A 19697-nucleotide genomic window follows, 5' to 3' on the forward strand; every position below is an offset into this window, starting at 1 on the left:
TCACCGGTAGCGGATGCGCGGGTCGATGACCGCAAGCAGTATGTCTGAGACAAGCATCCCGACGACCGACAGGCAGCAGAGCAGCAGGATGAACGCGCCGGCGAGATACATGTCCTGCGCCAGCAAGGCTTGCAGCAGGAGGGGCCCCGATGTCGGCAGGGAGAGCACGAACGCCGTGATGACCGCTCCGCTGATGAGCTGCGGGAATGCCCAGCCCAAGGTCGATACGAAGGGGTTCAGCGCCATCCGCACGGGATATTTGAGAATGAGCCGGAGCTCTGAGAGCCCCTTGGCGCGGGCAGTCGTTACGTAAGGCTTGTGCAGTTCATCCAGAAGATTGGCGCGCATGATGCGCGTGAGGCTGGCGGTGGAACCAAGCCCAAGGATGATGACCGGCAGCCAGAGATGGGACAGGAGGTCGCCGACCTTGGCGAGCGACCAGGGCGCCTTCTCGAACTCCTCCGAGAACAGACCCGATACATCGCTGCCGAAGAAGACGACCGCAATATACATGAGCACGAGCGCTACGAGGAAGCTCGGCATGGCGAGGCCGATAAAGCCGACCGCTGTGATGACATAGTCACCGAGCGTGTACTTCTTCACGGCGGAATAGACACCGATGGGAAAGGCGACCGCCCAGGTGAACAGCAGGGTCGACAGCGCCAGCGTCACGGACAATGCCATGCGCTCCCAGATGAGATTGGAAACAGGCTGCTGCCACTCGAAGGAAATGCCGAAATCGCCAACGAGTACGCCGGTAATCCATTTCCAGTATTGGACAATGAAGGGCTGATCGAGCCCATAGCGCTCCCGCAGAAGCTCCAGGCGCTCCTGGTCGACCACATCACCCGACTGCGCGAGCGTCGCGGCGAATGTCGTCAAGTAGTCGCCGGGCGGCGCCTGAATGAGGGCGAAGGCAATCAGCGACACGACGAAGAGAAACGGCACGGACCACAAGATGCGGCGAATGATATAGGTGATGAGCATCAGCGATCATCTCCGGCGATCATGTCTGGCCCCGATTGACTGCCGCAATCCGCCGGGGCGTTCCTGTCACGGATCAGGGATGTGCTCGCCCCGGAAAGCCACCCGGCTCCGCGGAGCCGGGGGCATGATCGGCACATGGCCAGCCCATCGTGCATTTCGGCCGAAACCGTTACTTTGAGGCGCTACGAAGCGCTACTTGGCCCAGAACCACGTCTGCGGCAGGGTTGGCGCGGGCGTGGGATAGTACCAGGAGCTTGGCATCGTGGCGGGGACGTTCTTGAGGTTCGTCTTGGCGATGCCATAGGTCGGCAGGGCTTTCGTCACCGAGAACACCTCGAACTCGTCCGCGGCGATGTCGGCGATCTTGAGCATCAGCGCCCGCCGCTTTTCCGGATCGGTCGTCGCGCGCGCCTCGTCATAGAGCTTCATGCGCTCCTTCACCGAAGCCGGCGGTTCCTCGCCCTGCTTGCCACCCGTCTTGTACCACTGCACCCACGGGATGCCCCAGCGCGAGTCGTGGTGCACAGGCACGATCTGCTGCGGGATCTCCCCAGGCACCCAGCTCGCCTGGCCGCCCCAGACCGCGGCGTCATGGTCGTTGCTGTTTGACGTCCGCTCATAGAAGAACGTGCGCTCCAGCGAATTCACATCCATGTCGATACCGATCTTGGCCCATTGCCGCTCGATCAACTGCAGCATGTCCACCTGTTCTGGCTGCAGCGTGGGAATAACGTCGATCTTGAACTTGACCGGCTTGCCGCTGGGGAGAAGGCGGGTGCCATCCGGGCCGCGCTTGGTGAGGCCGAGGCCGTCCAGCAACGCGTTCGCCTTGGCTTCGTCATACTCCAGATACTGCGTCGCGATGCGCTTGTGGAAATTCGGGTGATTTTCAAAGGGGCCGTTCTGCCAGGGCTCACCATCGCCGAGCAGTGCCGTGTCGATGATTTCCTTGCGATTCATGCCGTGCGACAGAGCGATGCGGAAATCCTTCTTGTTGAAGAGCTCCCTCAGCTCCTTGTCCTTCGACATCAGGTTGAGATTGATCACCATATTGGTGCCGCCGACGGCCGAGGCCTCGAACATCTCGTAGCCGCCCTTGGCGCGGTTTTCCGCGAGCACGGCGCGATTGGCTGGCGCGTCGAGATGGCGAAGGCCGAAATCGATGCGGCCGCCGATGGCTGCGAGGATCAGACTTTCCACATCCTGAGCGATGGGCGCATTCAGCTCATCGATGTAGGGCAGCTGGTTGCCGTCCGTATCGACCTGCCAGAAATAGGGATTACGGACCATGATCACGCGGGTCGCCCCGCCGGTGTAGGGATCTTTCACCACCCACGGATCGAGGGTCGGACGATCGACATTGCCCCAGCGCGCCGGGATTTCGATGTCGCCGCATTTCTGGAGGAACAGGTTCTTCCAGTCGGAGGCGTTGTTCGCCTTGACCGTATCCGCGATATTGGCGTTGTACTTCGGGTGGAACTGCGAACAATAATGCTTCGCATAGAGGACCGGATGCTGTCCAAGCGGGCTGGCGAGCTCCGCGAGGAAGTCACCATACGGTTCCGTAAAGGTGAACTTGACGGTGGCGTCGTCGATCTTCTCGACCTTCATCGGTACGCCACCCGTCATATAGCGGGGTTGCGGAGCCGCAAACTCTGCGTTGAGGATGAGATCGTTGACATTGAACAGAATGTCGTCGGCGGTGAACGGTTTGCCGTCAGACCATTTCATCCCTTTGCGCAGAGTGAAGGTGAAAACCTTGCCGTCCGGGCTGACGTCGATCTTCTCGGCGACGTTCGGCACGATCTTCGTATACTCGGGGTCCCAACGCACCAGGCCCTGGTTTCCAACCATACGCAGGATGTGGTTGTGGTCCGAGGAGCCGCGCAGGCCGAAGCGCAGCTGCCCGCCATAGGTTCCGATGGCATTCAGCGGCTTCACCACCTCTGGATGCTCAGGCAGGCGTTTGTCGACCGATGGCAGTTGGCCGGCCTTGACCGCCGCGGCCAGCGCCGGCGCCTCCTTGTAGTCAGCAGCAAGGACAGGCAGCGCGACCGCCAAGAACGCCCCCGCCGCGCAAGAACGTAATAATGCTCTCGCCGTAAAGATCATCTCGTTTCACTCCCCAGTGAATTATTCTTATTTGCGACAACGATGATTTATACGTTTTACTAGAAAAATATGGGCTTTTTACATCATCAAAATCCAAGATCCTTGCACATATACAAGCTTGGATCGAAGAGCTTGCCCAAATACCACCCGATCAGTTTCGGCGCGCTCTCGATTGGGTCCCGGGCGACCGTTCTCTGCGGTCGTCTCTCTCTCGCCGGCCCGATCATCGCCGCCCGTAGAAACAAGGTTGCCGGCTCAGGATGGGCTCGTTCCGCTAGGTCTTTCGGCCGATCAAACCGTGTCTCAAGTCCTCCGTTCAACGCACCGGACAGGAGCCTATCTCGTATGTCATCTTACATCGATACAACTGGAACGCCAGCGCGACGTGCCCATGTTCGACGAAAGCCTTAGAAAGGCGACGCGTGCGCCGCGCCCGTGCCCCCTTTCCGGGTTAAGGCACGCCGCGACTTTCCCGCACTGCGACGTGCTTTAACATATTGGTTATACGCGGTCCTTCTCGAACCGGTCCCGCTGCCGCGAGAAGACATGCTTTAGTGGATCTCCGGCTCGGCAGTCGGCGCTCCAGCGTGCAGGAAATCGAAGTCACAGCCTTTGTCAGCGGAAGTTATATGCTTGGCGAACATCGCGCCATAGCCCCTTTCGTAGTGGGGTTTGGGCTGCACCCATGCCGCCTTGCGGCGGGCGAGTTCCGCGTCGTCCACATGTAGCTCCAGCCGGCGGGCGGGAATGTCGAGTGTGATGAGATCGTCGTCCTTCACGAGCGCCAGTGGACCTCCGAGGTAGGATTCCGGCGAGACATGGAGCACGCACGCGCCGTAGCTCGTGCCGCTCATCCGCGCGTCGGATATCCGCACCATGTCGCGGACGCCTTTTGCGAGGATCTTCTGCGGGATCGGCAGCTGGCCCCATTCGGGCATACCAGGCGCGCCGAGGGGCCCGGCGTTCTGCAGCACGATCACGCAGGTCTCGTCGATATCAAGCGCCGGATCATCGATGCGTGCGGCCATATCATCATAGTTGCGGAACACACGGGCCCTGCCGGTGTGCACGTGCAAATGCGGCTCGGCTGCCGGCGGCTTGATCACCGCGCCGTTGGGAGCGAGGTTGCCCCTAAGCACGGCCAGCCCGCTCGACACCGTGAGGGGATTGTCGCGCGGGCGGATCACCTCGTCGTTGTAGACCTCGGCGGCGCGCAGATTCTCGCCAAGCGTGCGGCCGTTTGCCGTGAGCGTGGTCAGGTCGAGGTGGTCGGTGATGCGGCTGAGCAATCCCCGGAGGCCACCAGCGTAATAGAAATCCTCCATCAGGAAGCGGCCGGAGGGACGGACGTCCGCCAGCACCGGCGTGCGCTTGGCGATCTCGTCGAAGCGCTCGAGCGGCAAGTCGATCCCGACGCGGCCGGCCATCGCCACGAGGTGGATAATGGCATTTGTCGAGCCCGACAGCGCGATGTCAGCGGTGATGCCGTTGTCGAAGGCCGCCGGTGTGAGAATATCGCTCGGCTTCAGGTCCTCCAGGATCATATCGACGATCCGGCGTCCGCTCTCCGAAGCCATGCGGGCATGGCCCGAATCCGGCGCGGGAATGGACGATGCGCCCGGCAGCGTCATCCCCATCGTCTCGACAATGGCGGTCATGGTCGAGGCAGTGCCCATGGTCATGCAATGGCCAGGCGAGCGGGCGATGCCTTCCTCGATCTCCTGCCAGGCCTGCTCGGTCAGGTTGCCGGCGCGCTTCTCCGCCCAGTATTTCCAGGTATCGCTGCCGGAGCCCAGCACCTTGCCGGCCCAGTTGCCGCGCAACATCGGCCCGGCGGGCACGAAGATGGCCGGCAGGTTCATGCTGATCGCGCCCATGATGAGCGCCGGGGTAGTCTTGTCGCAGCCGCCGAGCAGCACGACGCCATCCATGGGATGGCTGCGCAGGAGCTCCTCGGTCTCCATGGCGAGGAAGTTGCGGTAGAGCATCGTCGTCGGCTTGACGAAGGGCTCGCTCAACGACATCGCTGGCAGTTCAACGGGGAAGCCGCCAGCCTGCCAGATACCCCGTTTCACCTCTTCCACGCGCTGCTTGAAATGACTGTGGCAGGGATTGATGTCGCTCCAGGTATTGACGATGGCGACCACCGGCTTGCCCATGAAGTCAGCACGCGTATAGCCCATCTGGAAGGTGCGGGAGCGATGGCCGAAAGCCCTGAGGCCTGGATCACCGTACCAGCGCTGGCTCCTTAGCTCGGAAATGGCACGCCGCGGCCGGATCTTCGCTTTCCCCGGGGTGGTCGGAACGTCGTCGTCGGTCGTCTTGCTCACGCGCTTCTCCCTCGCGCAGCGCCATCGCCGCAGAGGCGCGCCGCGCTTGTTGTAACGAGCAGGTTATAAAGGTGCCGACCCACTCGCAAGGATCGAGATTGGAGACGATACAATGAGCCGCAGACCCGATCTGCATGCGCTTGCTTCGCTGGCAATGAAAACTGGTGGTTGACTGTCCTGAGGACCGGTCTTCGCGGATCAACAACGATAGGATCAGAAATTCACCATGTGAGGCTATAGGCTATTGACAGAACAACCATGAAAGACGAAGGCTTCGCCGTAAGCAAAATCATCTGAATACGGACAGGGATTCGCTTCAATGGCGTTTGAGCTGAATCGGCCGGGCCGCGTGCGTTTGGGAGCGGTGCTCGCCATAGGCGTATCACTCTTCCTTCCGCCGCTAACAATCACCGCATATGCACAGAACGCGCAGGGGACACCCCCGGCATCTCCCGGGGCCACGCCCGCGCCTGCGGACGGCAGCAAGCCGATCCTCGACCAGGCGGTGCTCGACCTATTGAAGAAGGCGACGGGGCGCATCGCCGAAGCGAAGTCCTTTTCTGTCGAGACATTCGGCTCGCGCGAGGTTCCTTCCAGCCAGGGCCAGATGCTGACCTTCTTCGACACCGCCGAAGTGGATGTGAAGCGGCCCAACAAGCTGAAGGCCGAGATCAAGGGCGGCAACGGCGAGGTCGACGTTTACTACGACGGCAAGTCGGTCACCATCTCCGACGATAAGGCGAAGCTCTATGCTGTCGCGGATGCGCCGGACACGCTCGATGCCTTCCTGACGGATGTCGCGCAGAAGCGGGGCATCCATTTTCCCATGGCGGATTTCCTCGGAAGCGACCCCTACAGCCAGCTCGCCAGCGGGCTGACGAACGCCTATGACGTTGGCCAGACCACCGTCGACGGTCGGGCAGTCCGACAGCTCGCCTTCGCGAAGCCCGGCGTCGAATACCAACTCTGGCTCGATGCAAGGACCGACCTTCCGCGCCTCATGACGGTGACTTACCTCGACGTGCCGAAGGCACCACGGTTCACCGTGTCCTTCAAGGACTGGGAGTTCCGCAACCTCCCTGATTCGGCATTCCGCTTCTCCCCCGGCAAATCAGACGCGAAGATCGACTTTCTGCCAGCTTCGCAATGATCGACCAGCCACGACTTTCTATTTCCAACGAAGAGATATGTCCGATGCGGTGTGAAATGACTGGTCAGGACACGACGGCGATCAGCGGCGCATCCCGGCGGCGCCGGATGCACCGTCACATTGCGCTGGCGATCGCCGCGGCCGGTGCCGCTCTTGCGGTCGTCTCGGCGACGTCGCCAGCATCAGCATGGGTTGCCTATCACGGCGGCGGCGTCTGGCGCGGACCCGCTGGAGGCTTTCACGCCTGGCACGGGGGAGCCGCCTGGGGCGGTCCGGTTGTTCGGCCCGGCTGGGGCTACGGCTGGGGCTATGGCGGCCCATCCCCGGGGGCCGCGGCCGCGGTTGGCGCGGCGGCGGGGCTTGCCGCGGGGGCGGCGCTCGGAGCCGCGGCTGCAGCGCCACCGCCTGTCTATTACGCGCCACCGCCTGTCACAACGAGTGCGCCGATCGGCGCCATGTTTGCCAGCCTGCCAGGTGGCTGCACATCGGCGACGGTAAGCGGCGTGCGCTACTATCGTTGCGGCTCGACGTTCTACAGGCCCTACTACTCCAACGGCCGTGCCGTTTATCAGGTTGTCGCCAACCCGTTCTAAAGCGTTTCCGAAAGCGGGAACGCTGCTTCGCTTCGCGAGAAATGCTTGGCCGGCTGCGCGGCGGTCCCGAGCTGTGGCGAAATAATAGGCCGGGACCAAGTATCTCGGCCTCCTGGACTTCTTGACCTCCGTGACCGCAGGAAGTGCGGGCTCGGAGTTGTTTGGTTTGAGCATTCCGCCCGCGCGGCGGGAATCTGCAGTCGCGGGCAGTGTTGGGGGTTCGCATGGCGTTTGAGAGGCTTGTCACACACACCGGCCGACATGCCGAGGTTTCGGGTCTTTGCGGTATCGCGAGCGCTCAGCCTCGTCGCATGGCTGGTCCGGGCGTCGGCGCTGTCGCGCTGATGCTTCTGGCGCTGGCGGCCTGCAACGATAAGAATACCTACGTGCCGCCGCCTCCGCCGCAGGTCTATGTCGCAACACCCGTCCAGCAGCCGGTGCAGCGCTATCTCTCCTTCACCGGCAATACGGCAGCCGTGAACTCGGTTGATCTCGAGGCGCGGGTGCAGGGCTTCCTTGAGAGCATCAACTACAAGGACGGCGCGCTGGTCAAAAAGGATACGCTGCTGTTCACCATCCAGCGTGACCAGTATCAGGCGCAGCTCGACCTGCAGAAAGCCGAGCTCGCCTCGGCACAGGCGACACAAGCCAATGCGCAGACCGAGTACAACCGGCAGGCGCAACTCGGCAGGCAGGACTTCGCATCCCAACGTGCGATCGACGATGCCAAGACCAATCTCGACAAGGCCACCGCGCAGATCGCGGCCGATCAGGCCAATATTCAGCTCGCGACGATTACGCTGGGCTACACCCAGATAAGCGCCCCCTTCGATGGCATCGTGACACGCCATCTGGTAGATGTCGGCGCGCTTGTTGGGTATTCCGGCCCCACCAAGCTCGCGACGATCGTCCAGGTAGATCCCATCTACACCTATTTCACCGTCAGCGAGCAGATCGTGCTCCAGATCAAGGCGGAACTCGCTCGCCTTGGGCGCAATCTTACCGAGATCCACAACGTTCCGATCGAGATTGGTCTCCAGGATCAGACGGACTTTCCGTATCGCGGCACGATCGATTACATCGCGCCGCAGGTTGATCCGAGCACCGGCACCCTCGAAGTCCGCGGCGTTTTTCCGAACAAGGACCTCGCCCTCATTCCCGGCCTCTTCGTGCGGGTACGTATTCCCGTCGGGCAACCCGAGAACGCGTTGCTGGTGGATGATACCGCCATTGGCAGGAACCAGCTTGGCAGCTACGTGCTCGTCGTGGGAGCGGACGGCGTCGTTCAGCAGCGCCCGGTCACGGCGGGGCGGCTCGAAGGCCAGCTCCGGGTGATCGAGAAGGGAATTGAGGCCGGCGACAAGGTGGTCATCAACGGTCTCCAACGCGCCGTGCCGGGCAGCAAGGTCAATCCGCAGACCGGCACCATGGCGGCGAATAGCCCGGCGCCGGCCAGCCCGGCACCGACGCCGACTCCCGCGCCTGCCCCCACAAAACCCTGACGCTCCGGCCAGAAGGCGGTTCCCATGATTTCCCGCTTCTTCATCGAGCGGCCGGTCCTCGCCAACGTTCTCGCGTTGGTCATGGTTTTGATTGGCGCGGTGGCGCTCTTCAATCTTCCGGTTGCGCAGTATCCCAACGTCACACCGCCGACCGTGCAGGTGACGACACGCTATCCGGGCGCCAGCGCCAAGACTGTCGTCGACACCGTTGCCCTGCCTATCGAGCAGCAGGTCAACGGCGTCGACAAGATGATCTACATGCAGTCGACCAGCGCCAGCGACGGCTCCTACACGCTGACGGTGACCTTCGCCATCGGCACGGATCCGGATTTCGCGCAGGTTCTGGTGCAGAACCGCGTCAGCATCGCCATGTCCTCCCTGCCCCAGGCGGTGCAGGTGCAGGGCGTGACGACGCAGAAGAAGTCCACGTCAATTCTGCAGTTCGTGACCCTGTCATCGCCCGACGCACGGTATGACAGCCTGTTCCTGGCGAACTACGGCGTCATCAATATCCAGAACGAGCTGGCCCGCCTGCCCGGCGTGGGCAACGTCAATGTGTTCGGCGCCGGCGAATACGCCATGCGTGTGTGGATGGACCCGCAGCAGATGCAGGCCCGGGGCTTGACGCCGCCGGACGTCATCAGCGCCATCCAGCAACAGAGCCAGGAGGTCACGGCAGGCGTGGTCGGCATGCCGCCGGCGCCCGCTGGCCAGAATTTCCAATATACGATCAACATCAACGGCCGCCTCGACAACGCGCCGGACTTCGAGAACATCATTGTCAAAGTCGACAATGCCAACGGCGGGCAGATCACGCGCGTCCGGGACATCGGCCGCGTGGAACTCGGCGCGCAGACCTATAGCCAGTCGTTCACGTTGAATGGTAAGCCGGCAGCCGGCATCGGGATCTTCCAGCTTCCCGAAGCCAACGCCATCGCAGTGGCGGAGGAAGTCCGCGGCAAGATGGAGGAATTGTCGAAGAACTTCCCGCCAGGCCTCGTCTATGGCGTGCCCTTCGACACCACGATGTTCGTGAACGCCTCGATCACGGAAGTGTACAAGACCCTGTTCGAGGCCGGCATCCTGGTGCTCGTCGTCATCCTGCTGTTCCTGCAGGACTGGCGAGCCATGCTCGTGCCAGCGACCACCGTCCCCGTGACCATCATTGGTGCCTTTGCGGCAATGTCGGCGATGGGCTTCACGGTCAACCTGTCGACGCTCTTCGCGATCGTCCTGGCGATCGGCATCGTCGTCGACGACGCCATCGTCATCGTCGAGGGGGTGTCACGCCACGTCGAGGCCGGCATGCCCGGCCAGGCGGCGGCGGAAAAGGCCATGGACGAATTGTTCGGCCCCATCATCGGCATCACCCTCGTCCTGATGTCCGTGTTCATTCCAGCGGCTTTCTTGCCGGGTCTGACAGGCCAACTCTTCCAGCAATTCGCGCTGGTGATCGCCGCGACCGCCCTGATCAGTGCCGTCAACGCCTTGACGCTGAAGCCGACCCAGTGCGCGCTGTGGCTCCGCAAGCCCGTGCCACCGGAGAAGCGCAACGCCTTCTATCGCGGCTTCAACGCCATCTATGATCGCTGCGAGCGGGGATATTCCCGACTCATCGCGCATATGGTGCATCGCAGCGGGTTCATGGTGGCGATCGCCCTGGTGCTGATCGGCTTTGCCGGCTGGGCGCTGACGCGCGTGCCCACATCCTTCCTGCCGACGGAAGATCAGGGCTACGTCCTCATTGGCGCGCAGCTCCCCGACGGCGCCTCCCAGGAGCGCACTAACGCCGTCCTCGCCAAGGTGTCGCAGATCGCGCAGGAAACCCCCGGCGTCGAGAATGTCATCGGCATCAGCGGCATCTCGATTCTCGACAACAGCGCAACGCTCGCCAACGCCGGCGTCGCCTATGTCGTTCTGAAAGATTGGGACACTCGCGGCAAGGCCAAGGGCGAGGATCTTCTCAGCATCTACGAGCACCTCAACCGCGCGCTACAGGCGGTGCCGGAAGCGACGACCTTCGTGCTCGTGCCGCCCCCCATCCAGGGTATCGGCAACGCCAGCGGCTTCACCATGCAGACCCAGGTGAAGGACGGCAGCTTCAACTATCAGCTGCTCGAGGCCGTGACACGCCAGATCGTCGAGGCCGGATCGAGCCAGTCCGGGTTGCAGCATCTCAACACCTCCTTCCGCGCGGGTGTGCCCCAGTTCGAGGTGAAGGTCGACCGTGTGAAGGCCGAGACGCTCGGCGTCACCGTTGGCCAGCTCTTCTCCACCATCTCCGGCTACGTCGGGTCGAGCTACGTCACCCAGTTCAACGCCTTCGGCATGACGTTCCAAGTCTATACGCAGGCCGAATCGCAGTACCGCGTCAGTCCGCAGGATCTCTTGAGCCTGAAGGTCCGCGCCGGCAACGGCACGATGGTGCCGATCGGCACGATGGTCACCGTCGAACCGATGACCGGGCCCGCCCTCATCAGTCTCTACAATCTTTATCCGAGCGCGACGATCGTCGGCACGCCGGCGCCCGGCTTCTCATCCGGGCAGGCACTGGACCTGATGGGCCAGATCGCCGCCAGCATTCTGCCGCCCGGAACCGGCTACGAATGGACCGCCATGTCCTACCAGGAAATGGCTGTCGGCTCGCAGATCTATGTCGTCTTCGGGCTAGCCATTCTGCTCGTCTATTTTGTCCTCGCCGGGCAATATGAGAGCTGGATCCAGCCGCTGTCGGTGCTGCTGGCGGTACCGCTCGCGCTACTCGGGACGGTTGGCGCCCTCGTCGGGCTCGGCATCGCCAACAATCTCTACACGCAGATCGGCTTGATACTGCTCATCGCATTGGCGAGTAAGAACGCTATCCTGATCGTGGAATATGCGCGAGAGAAGCGCGCGGAGGGCATGGAGATCGCCGAGGCCGCGGTCGAGGCGGCACGCCTTCGCTTCCGCCCCATCATCATGACCTCCTTCGCCTTCATTCTCGGTGTCCTGCCCCTGGTGCTCGCCACGGGAGCCGGTGCATCGGCGCGCAAGTCCATCGGGATCGCCGTGTTCTCGGGCATGCTGGCATCAACCTGCCTTGCCGTGTTGTTCGTTCCCTCGTTCTTCACCGTCCTGCAACGGTTCGAGGAATGGCGCGCGCGCCGCTCAGCCAAGCCGGCGTCCGAAGCCGGATCGGCATCTGAAGCCTAGGCATGATGACGCCCAAGAGCTGACGCAATCGCAGACCCCGCTGCCTAGCCCTCCGCTTGGACAGCGGGCCTGAACCGGTCGAGCGCCTGCCACTTAGAGAAACCTTTAGCGGCGCTGTTTGCCTCTGCGCCGGGGGAAAACCCTCGCGCAGCGAGGCGAACATTCGGCCTGATCGGCCGGCGATGGAATACGAGCAGGATTAGCTCGTTGGAGCGCAGGTGTAGGGTATGGGAAGCTAATCTGCACCGCCTTGAAGCAGCCGAGGCACCGCCGATGCATTAAAGCGCCACCGAATCACAACACATCGTTGAGGCAAGCCCTGTTCAGGCATTTCGGCGTTTGCTCGACGTTCCCGGAAGGCACAAGCGTGCGGAGCCTTGGCCTCACACATCTGCCGGCGAATAAAGAACCACGCAACCAGGCACAGATCATTGCGCTTTTTCAACAAGACTTATGATATCGGCGCGCACAATCAATATATCTCCAAGATATGCTGGCAACCCCTTGCGCAACCAAGATTGGATGCGATAGATTCTACTGCGAATAGCAGGATTCATCATATATATTGATCTTAACGGCCCCTTAATACCTGACACATACATCTACGAGCGTAAGCCAAGTGGCACTTCCGTCGGTCACGAGCATTGGCGGCGAGCACGAGGCAAACGGGACAGCGTGTCGCACGGCATTTTTTTGCCGCGCTACTGGAAAAGCTTGATTTCGCCAACCATTATATCTCTTGCGTATCGGCGGCAGACTTGCTACTCGCTCATCGTCCAATAGCTCTTGCTGAACGCGATGTCGGCTTCGATATCATCGTGCTGGGTTTTCCCTTCACGACGAGGAAGAAGGGCTGGGTTCACGCGTGAATATTCGCTATACTTAAGCGGGGAATGGCGAATCAGCGCTGGCTATTGAGCAAGTTTGTGCGGGGCACCAATTTGTCGTCGATCATACCGGTAGTTGCGGCAGTGAACGCCGCGCGAATGGCTCTGTGTAGATCGCTGAACAGTTATAAGACTAAAGACAACACTCAAGAGGACTTATGAGACGACAGTCGCGACCTTTCGTGGTCGAGGTTAAGCGCACGCGGAAGGCTCCAACCAATATTTGGGGATCTTCTTCCATTTTTGATGATGCGGAAGCGCCAACCAACCGCCCTGGCGCGGCATCGGCAAGTCTGGAAGGTCTCTTCAAGAAGTCACCGACGCAGGCGCCGGAACAACCCGGCAATACCAGCGCCACGCCGCGAATCCTGCCGAGCCTTCTTACGGAGGAAACTCCGGTTCTCGAGCGTGTCGCCGCAAGCGACCATAGCGAAGACGATCATTCCGGCATCGAGGACGATGTATTCTCGCTGCGTACGGCGGCTCGAACCACGCGCAAGGTTTCCTCGAGGTCTCCGAGCAAAGGCCCGAGCGTCATTACACGCGATCTCGCGGTCCGCATGCCAGCACCGGCAGACGCCGCACCCGCCGGCGTGCCGTCCACGGCCGGCCTCTGGGACGACCCGCGCTCGCGGGAAGCCTTCGCGGAACACGCGAAGCCGCTCAGTTCCGAGGACGCGACAGCTGCTCTGGGCTGGAGCGTGAAGCCAAAGACAGAAGAGAGCGTCGCGCCAGTCGAGCCCAAGCTCGCAGCGGACCTTTTTGCCGGCCAGTTGCCCCCGGACGAGGCAGCGCCCTCCAAGACGAAAGCAAGTCCGCGGCGCAAGGGGCAGAAAGCCGTTCCGAAGGCGCCCAAGGCCTCACTCGCCTTCTCTCTTCCTTTGGATGACGAGAGCGAGGACGATGAAGTCCTGGACGCGGTCGATGCCGCACATGACATCCAGCCTCTGGCGGACGCTGCGCCCCGTCGGGACGTAAACGCCTCCGCCGTTCGCCGTCGCCGCAAGCAGCCAACTGCCGCGCTGCCGCCAGGTCAGCGCTGGAAGCGCCGCCTGCCTTCGAGTTTGCGCTGAGCCGTCGCAATCTCCGCCAGTCAGCGCGCCGATTCAATCAAGCGCCTGTCCCGTGAGCAACGGGGCGGGCGTTTTGCCGTTATGGGGTCTTCAGGAGCCGGATGCAGAGTCCGGATGAAATCCCCGCCATCATGCCGGGCCTCGCATCAGCGGGGAGCCCGGATCCATGAACACGAGGCCTGACAAGAAGACGCGTCGGACTCCGCCAAGTCGGATGTCCAGGTTAAATGTCAACTCATGCTGCCTAGCCACTCTGATGGTGGCAGCATTTGAGAATCATTAAATCTAATTGCAATTAGCGCACCTGATGGTCCGTCAGGCAGCAGTATTTCTGATCGTTAGCAAGGATTGCTTCAGCAACACCCGCGTCGAATGCCACTCACTGCAAGATTGTGCGTGATGGAACGGGATGATGGGTGGAGAAATTTCGCGACCAAGCGGTTGGACACGGCGGTCAGTTCTTGTCCTGCCCGCGCTGGGTTTTCCGGCGGGGCTGCTAGGCCTGTCAGCGGATGCAACAGCAGCGCCCAGCCTCGCGTCCATGGAAGGGCCGCCCCCAGGCACGGTGCTGGTGCGTACACGCGAACGCAGGCTTTATCTCGTTCTTGGCGGGGGACAGGCTATCCGTTATCCCGTGGCCGTCGCCAAGCCGGGCAAGCAGTGGCATGGCGCCGTGCGAATCGACGGCAAATATGTTGAACCGGCATGGATGCCGCCGCCAGATGTGAAGCGCGACAATCCACGGCTTCCCGATTACATCGCCGGCGGGGCGCGCGACAATCCCATGGGCGCGCGGGCATTGACCCTATCAGGGGATCTTTATGCCATTCACGGAACAACGCGCAGCATGCGGCGCAGCATTGGCACCTATGCGAGCTATGGCTGCATCCGCATGCTGAACGAGGACATCATCGACCTTTATCAGCGCGTGCGCGTCGGCACCCCCGTCATCGTTGTTCCGTGACGTCCTCGCGAATATAGAGATCGGCCCGCGTGGGTGGCAGGCCGGATGGCCCGCGTGCGCGGCGGGTTGCCACGGTCTGGAAAATGCCGATCGTGCCCCGTTCAAATCCGAGCGAGACACCGGCAAGATAGAGCAACCACAGCCTGGTCTTGGCCTCGCCCACCTCCCGGACAGCGGCCTCGCGCTCTGCGTAGAGCCGCTCGCACCAGCGCCGCGTGGTCAGGGCATAATGCTCGCGCCAAGCTTCCACGTCGTGGATCTCGAAGCCGTGGCGCTCCAGGCTGGTGATGGATCCGCCGATATGGTCGAGCTCCGAGCCCGGGAAGATGTAATTGACGATAGCCGCATACTCCGGCCGCTTCCGGCGAAAGGCTCGCGCGCTCTTCTTGGCCGGACGCGTGATGGCATGGTTGAGCAGGATGCCGCGCGGCTTCAGCAACTCTCGCAGTTTCGTGAAATAAGCCGTATGGTTGTCGAGCCCCACATGCTCGAACATGCCGATCGAGGCGATCTTGTCGAAGGTCCCGGAGACGTCCCGATAATCCCGCAGCTCCACATGCACGCGTCCCTCGAGGCCAAGACGGGCGATCTTCTCCTTGGTGAAGGCAAGCTGCGCCTCGGACAGGGTCACGCCGTGGGCCTCGACCCCATAATGTTGCGCGGCATGGCAGACGAGGCCACCCCAGCCGCAGCCGATGTCCAGGAAACGCTCACCAGGCCTCAGGCGCAGCTTCCGGCAGATCATGTCGAGCTTGGCCCGCTGGGCATCCTCCAGCGAACTCTCCCAGGTCGGGAAATAGGCGCAGGAATACTGCATCTCCGGGTCGAGGAAGAGCTGGTAGAAGGCGTTTGACAGGTCATAGTGGAACTGAACCAGGGCCTTGTTGTCCCGTCCGCCCGCATCCTTGTCGATCTGCTCACCTTGGTAGGCCTCGCTTTTGAGCGGCGTCGCCGCGGCATCGGCCTTTGCGGAGAACAGGAAGGGCCAAAGCGCCCGCGCCAGCGACAACTTGCCGATCTTCTTCCAGATGCCCTTGGTGCCGCTGCCGCGCCGTGCCGCAAGATCGAGCAGCGTGCCGCCGATGATATCGACATCGCCCGAGGCGGCGAGATCGACGAGGGTTGTCAGACGCGGCTGGCGAATGAGACGGCTCAGCACGGCGGGACTGTTGAGGGCAACGAGCAGATCCGTGCGCGCGTTCGGGCCCAGCGGGATCACCTCGCCATCCCACAGCCTGATGCCGAAATCGGCGTTGATATGCTCCGAAGCCTGCCGCAGCACACGTTTCACCGCTGCGAGACGCTTGTCCCCACCCTCACCCGTCTTCCCACTCGTCATCACGCTTTCCTATTCCGTTCGCGCGCGACGTTAGAACATTGGAGGCAAAAGTGGCACCCCGATTGGAGGCCATGCATCGATCCCAAGGCCCGCGCGTTTAAAACGTGTGGCGTCGTTCGGGCGAATAGGTTGGTTCGCAAAAGGGCAATAGCGGGCTTCTGCAAAAATCGCAGTGGATCGTGCGATAGAGATAGCCACGTTTATGGAGTGCCTTGATGAGCGTTGAAAGACGCGTAGGAACTTTGGGAAAGCGGCGCCTGACCGTGATCACGTCCATCGTCCAGATGCCATGCCGGGACACCAAGTCTTTGTATATGGGAACGCCGGAGTTCGCGTAAAGCGCAGCAGCCTCGGAGTGCGGCCGACTCATCGGACGGTCCTCTGGCCGCCGCATCGAATAGCGATGAGCGACATGTAGGGGCAGGTTGCCTAGCAATTCATAGGTCTCGTCCGGCCCCTGATACTTACTGAGAAAATAGTCAGGGTATGGGCCGCACGCCATCGACTCGTAAGTTGGATAGGTCTCGGCCAGGACGCCGATGATGTCTGTACTGATCGGCTGCACGAGCGAGGCACCTTCAGGGCCATAAAAAACAAGCTCAACAATTGGCCACGAGAAATATACGCCATGAAATCTGGAGCCATGCGTTGATATAACACATGCATGAACCCCGGCCGAAGGCCTTCCTTCAGCGAGAGTCCATGCATATATGTCGTCACCGACGGGGTTTGTAAAAAGTTTAATGGGATTTTGCATGGGTAATACGTTCCAGTAACTATATCGTTCATGTTTACCAAATAATATATTTTAACTTGAATTTATAACTGGAAGGCATTGCAATTTCCGCATCCGGCATTAATGATCGGGCAAAGCTGCCGCCTAGACGGAACAGAATAATCGGACATCCAATCCGTTTGCCAACCACCCGCATGACACATTATGAAACCCGCCGGGCTTACAGCCCTTCCATAATGTGCTCCTGGGAGGATGCCGGATGAAGCGTCGTGATTTCCTGAAAGGTGCCCCCGGCGCTGTCGCCGCCGGCACCGTAGCCGCCGCGGGCGTGGCGATGCCCGCCATCGCCCAGTCCACGCCCGCAATCAAGTGGCGCATGACGTCGAGCTTCCCGAAGCCGCTCGATGCCTTGTTCGGCAACGCCGAAATGTTCGCCAAATATGTGGGCGAGGCAACCGACGGACAATTCCAGATCCAGTGCTTCGGTCCCGGCGAGATCGTGCCCGCATTGCAGGCGCTGGACGCCGCGCAGAATGGCACCGTCGAATGCGCCCATACGCCGATCTATTTCTACACAGGCAAGGAGACGGCGCTGGCCTTCGGCACGGGCGTTCCCTTCAGCTTCAATTCGCGCCTCCAGTATGCCTGGCTGCTCAATGGCGGCGGCAATGCGCTGATGGACGAAGCCCTGGCTAAGTTCAACGTAGTTGGGTTCCCATGTGGCCAATCCGGAACCCAAATGGGCGGTTGGTTCCGTAAGGAGATCAACACGCCGGACGACTGGAAAGGACTCAAATTCCGCATCGGAGGCCTGGGTGGCGACGTGCTCGCGCGGCTCGGCGTGGTGCCCCAGCAGATCGCCGGCGGCGACATCTATCCGGCGCTCGAACGCGGCACGATCGACGCCGCCGAATTCGTCAGCCCATACGATGATGAGAAGCTCGGCTTCGCCAAGGTGGCCAAATACTACTATGCGCCCGGCTTCTGGGAGGGCGGCGCCATGCTCCACATGGTCGTCAACAAGGAGAAGTGGGACGCGCTGCCCAAGCACTACCAGGCGATCATGCGCCAGGCGGCCGATGCCTCAACCAACTGGATGCTGGCGAAATACGACGCCTTCAATGGCCCAGCCCTGAAGCGCCTCATCGGAACCGGCACGGAGCTGCGTTTCTTCCCGAATGCGGTGCTCGATTCCGCGTGGAATGCGGCTCATGAACTCTACGGCGAAATGGCCGCCAAGAACCCCTTGTTCAAGAAGGCGCTGGAATCGATGATCGCATTCCGCACGGAGAATTATCTCTGGTGGCAGGTCAACGAATACGCGTTTGACACCCTGATGATCCGCAATCGCACCAAGGTGTGACCCTCTGATCAGAAGTCGCTGGCGATGCCTTTGACTTCCCAGTCATCATAGCGCACGGGCTCCGGCCCGTTGCGCCCGTTGATTTCGCGGTTGGCCGTCAACGCAGCGGTACGGGCGTCGATCGCCGCGCGACGTTCGGCGGCTTCGGCCAGCGCGCGTTGGGCGGCGGGAGTAAGCGGCTTGCGCGGCGTCTCCGCCACCGACCCGGCGCCGGCTATGCCGGAGGGCAGCTTGTCGGGGCTAGTCACAGAAATTGCTCCACTTATGGACGTTCCATGCTCTTGAACGCAGGGGCTATCCTCCTCCACATATAGAGCACGATCCCAAGGATGCCATATCCTTATGGCAGGTAGAACCCAGGCTCGACGGAGCTGACTGGGGATCGGTGGAGGGTGCGGATGAACTACGTGAAGACCGGTATGCTGCTTGCGGCACTGACGGCGCTGTTCGGCGTGGTCGGTTATCTCATCGGCGGCGCGGCTGGCCTTCTCATCGCCCTGGCGCTCGCGGCGGGCATGAATCTGTTCAGCTATTGGAATTCGGATCGCCTCGCCCTGGCGGCTTACAACGCCCAGGAAGTCGACGAGCGCGCCGCGCCGGAATACGTCGGCATGGTCCGCCAGCTCGCTGAGCGCGCCGGACTGCCAATGCCGCGCGTCTATATCATCGACAACCCCCAGCCCAACGCCTTCGCGACCGGCCGCAACCCCGAGAATGCCGCCGTGGCCGCGACAACGGGCCTCATGCGCATTCTGAGCCGCGAGGAACTGGCCGGCGTCATGGCCCATGAGCTCGCCCATATCAAGAACCACGACACGTTGACGATGACGATCTCGGCCACCATTGCCGGCGCGATCTCCTCGATCGCCCAGTTCGGCCTGTTCTTCGGTGGCGGAAACCGCAACAACAACGGGCTAGGCACGATTGGCACCATTCTGCTCGTCGTGCTGGCGCCGATTGCGGCGATGATCATCCAGATGGCAGTCAGTCGCTCGCGCGAATATGAGGCCGATCGGATGGGGGCGGAATTCTGCGGCAATCCCTTGTGGCTCTCCACCGCTCTCGCCAAGATTTCCCAGGGTGTTGCCCATATCCCGAACGAGGACGCCGAGAGCCATCCGGCCACCGCGCCGATGTTCATCATCAATCCTCTGTCCGGGCGCGCGATGGATAATCTGTTCTCCACTCATCCGGCCACGGAAAACCGGATCGCCGCACTTAAGCAGCTTGCCCACAGCATGGGCGTGACACCGCCGCGCTCATCCTCCTTCCTCGGAGGCGCCCAGCGCGCCGCGGGCCCCTGGGGGAGCAGATCACGCCCGCGCAGCGGCCCCTGGGGTTAAGCCGGCGCGAAGGCGTGCGCGCAGGGCAACCATCGCGATCCCGCGTGATTAAATGTCGACAAATGCCATCGCTTCGCGGAAAAGGCGTGCTGATGGCATGGCCTGGCGCGCCCGCCGCTTCCTCGA

Annotated in this window: 14 protein-coding genes; 8 read left to right on the forward strand and 6 right to left on the reverse strand. The window is 61.8% G+C overall.

Translation table 11 applies throughout. The features are described 5' to 3' along the window. The 3 genes from KIO76_RS06350 to araD form a co-directional block, all read right to left on the reverse strand. Positions 1-987 (reverse strand): ABC transporter permease, encoded by a 987-nt coding sequence (locus KIO76_RS06350; RefSeq protein WP_213321979.1) that lies wholly within the window; start codon positions 985-987, stop codon positions 1-3. 192 nt (positions 988-1179) lie between these two features. Beyond that, positions 1180-3099, reverse strand: a complete 1920-nt coding sequence (locus KIO76_RS06355; RefSeq protein WP_213321980.1) for an ABC transporter substrate-binding protein — start codon at positions 3097-3099, stop codon at positions 1180-1182. Positions 3100-3650: 551 nt separating this feature from the next. After that, the gene (gene araD, locus KIO76_RS06360) at positions 3651-5378 is read right to left on the reverse strand and encodes an L-arabinonate dehydratase (RefSeq protein WP_213325078.1); all 1728 of its coding nucleotides are present in this window, start codon (positions 5376-5378) and stop codon (positions 3651-3653) included. Between the two features lie 370 nt (positions 5379-5748). Between araD and KIO76_RS06365 the strand changes: the two genes are divergently transcribed. The 6 genes from KIO76_RS06365 to KIO76_RS06390 all read left to right on the forward strand — a co-directional run bounded on the left by KIO76_RS06365 (position 5749) and on the right by KIO76_RS06390 (position 14790). Beyond that, on the forward strand, positions 5749-6579 hold the full coding sequence (locus KIO76_RS06365; protein WP_213321981.1) for a DUF2092 domain-containing protein: 831 nt from the start codon (positions 5749-5751) through the stop codon (positions 6577-6579). A gap of 107 nt (positions 6580-6686) precedes the next feature. Then, the gene (locus KIO76_RS06370; protein WP_213321982.1) at positions 6687-7172 is read left to right on the forward strand and encodes a DUF6515 family protein; all 486 of its coding nucleotides are present in this window, start codon (positions 6687-6689) and stop codon (positions 7170-7172) included. A gap of 311 nt (positions 7173-7483) precedes the next feature. Further along, positions 7484-8674: an efflux RND transporter periplasmic adaptor subunit gene (locus KIO76_RS06375; protein ID WP_502761876.1), complete on the forward strand. Its 1191-nt coding sequence runs from the start codon at positions 7484-7486 to the stop codon at positions 8672-8674. A 24-nt stretch (positions 8675-8698) separates the two neighbouring features. Continuing rightward, entirely contained in the window at positions 8699-11866 is a 3168-nt protein-coding gene (locus tag KIO76_RS06380) for an efflux RND transporter permease subunit (RefSeq protein ID WP_213321983.1), read from the forward strand. A gap of 1045 nt (positions 11867-12911) precedes the next feature. After that, positions 12912-13826 carry a hypothetical protein gene (locus tag KIO76_RS06385; protein ID WP_213321984.1) on the forward strand — a complete coding sequence of 305 codons (915 nt, stop codon included), beginning with the start codon at positions 12912-12914 and terminating at the stop codon, positions 13824-13826. 412 nt (positions 13827-14238) lie between these two features. Then, positions 14239-14790, forward strand: coding sequence for a L,D-transpeptidase (locus tag KIO76_RS06390; RefSeq protein WP_213321985.1), 552 nt, complete (start codon positions 14239-14241; stop codon positions 14788-14790). On the opposite strand, the gene KIO76_RS06395 is transcribed toward KIO76_RS06390, so the two are convergent. Then, a complete protein-coding gene (locus tag KIO76_RS06395) occupies positions 14774-16129 on the reverse strand; it encodes a class I SAM-dependent methyltransferase (RefSeq protein ID WP_213321986.1) in 1356 nt (451 codons plus the stop codon). The two genes, KIO76_RS06390 and KIO76_RS06395, sit on opposite strands and share 17 nt — an antisense overlap. 97 nt (positions 16130-16226) lie before the next feature. Then, positions 16227-16886 (reverse strand): putative adhesin, encoded by a 660-nt coding sequence (locus tag KIO76_RS06400; RefSeq protein ID WP_213321987.1) that lies wholly within the window; start codon positions 16884-16886, stop codon positions 16227-16229. Positions 16887-17124: 238 nt separating this feature from the next. Between KIO76_RS06400 and KIO76_RS06405 the strand changes: the two genes are divergently transcribed. After that, on the forward strand, positions 17125-18228 hold the full coding sequence (locus KIO76_RS06405) for a TRAP transporter substrate-binding protein (protein ID WP_213321988.1): 1104 nt from the start codon (positions 17125-17127) through the stop codon (positions 18226-18228). Positions 18229-18236: 8 nt separating this feature from the next. On the opposite strand, the gene KIO76_RS06410 is transcribed toward KIO76_RS06405, so the two are convergent. Then, positions 18237-18476 carry a DUF1674 domain-containing protein gene (locus KIO76_RS06410; RefSeq protein WP_291976086.1) on the reverse strand — a complete coding sequence of 80 codons (240 nt, stop codon included), beginning with the start codon at positions 18474-18476 and terminating at the stop codon, positions 18237-18239. 150 nt (positions 18477-18626) lie between these two features. On the opposite strand from KIO76_RS06410, the gene htpX reads away from it, so the two are divergent. After that, on the forward strand, positions 18627-19571 hold the full coding sequence (htpX, locus tag KIO76_RS06415; RefSeq protein WP_213321989.1) for a zinc metalloprotease HtpX: 945 nt from the start codon (positions 18627-18629) through the stop codon (positions 19569-19571). Positions 19572-19697 lie beyond the last annotated feature (126 nt).

Origin of the sequence: Chelatococcus sp. YT9 (assembly GCF_018398315.1) — a bacterium.
In the GTDB taxonomy this organism is placed as follows: domain Bacteria; phylum Pseudomonadota; class Alphaproteobacteria; order Rhizobiales; family Beijerinckiaceae; genus Chelatococcus.

What these genes read in the sequence shown, in the direction of transcription:
- KIO76_RS06370 (WP_213321982.1), top strand. Translation starts at nt 6,687, where the DNA reads ATGCACCGTCACATTGCGCTGGCGATCGCCGCGGCCGGTGCCGCTCTT.
- KIO76_RS06395 (WP_213321986.1), bottom strand. Translation starts at nt 16,129, where the DNA reads ATGACGAGTGGGAAGACGGGTGAGGGTGGGGACAAGCGTCTCGCAGCG.
- KIO76_RS06350 (WP_213321979.1), bottom strand. Translation starts at nt 987, where the DNA reads ATGCTCATCACCTATATCATTCGCCGCATCTTGTGGTCCGTGCCGTTT.
- KIO76_RS06380 (WP_213321983.1), top strand. Translation starts at nt 8,699, where the DNA reads ATGATTTCCCGCTTCTTCATCGAGCGGCCGGTCCTCGCCAACGTTCTC.
- KIO76_RS06390 (WP_213321985.1), top strand. Translation starts at nt 14,239, where the DNA reads ATGGGTGGAGAAATTTCGCGACCAAGCGGTTGGACACGGCGGTCAGTT.
- KIO76_RS06355 (WP_213321980.1), bottom strand. Translation starts at nt 3,099, where the DNA reads ATGATCTTTACGGCGAGAGCATTATTACGTTCTTGCGCGGCGGGGGCG.
- KIO76_RS06400 (WP_213321987.1), bottom strand. Translation starts at nt 16,886, where the DNA reads ATGCAAAATCCCATTAAACTTTTTACAAACCCCGTCGGTGACGACATA.
- KIO76_RS06365 (WP_213321981.1), top strand. Translation starts at nt 5,749, where the DNA reads ATGGCGTTTGAGCTGAATCGGCCGGGCCGCGTGCGTTTGGGAGCGGTG.
- KIO76_RS06385 (WP_213321984.1), top strand. Translation starts at nt 12,912, where the DNA reads ATGAGACGACAGTCGCGACCTTTCGTGGTCGAGGTTAAGCGCACGCGG.
- KIO76_RS06405 (WP_213321988.1), top strand. Translation starts at nt 17,125, where the DNA reads ATGAAGCGTCGTGATTTCCTGAAAGGTGCCCCCGGCGCTGTCGCCGCC.
- KIO76_RS06375 (WP_502761876.1), top strand. Translation starts at nt 7,484, where the DNA reads ATGGCTGGTCCGGGCGTCGGCGCTGTCGCGCTGATGCTTCTGGCGCTG.
- htpX (WP_213321989.1), top strand. Translation starts at nt 18,627, where the DNA reads ATGAACTACGTGAAGACCGGTATGCTGCTTGCGGCACTGACGGCGCTG.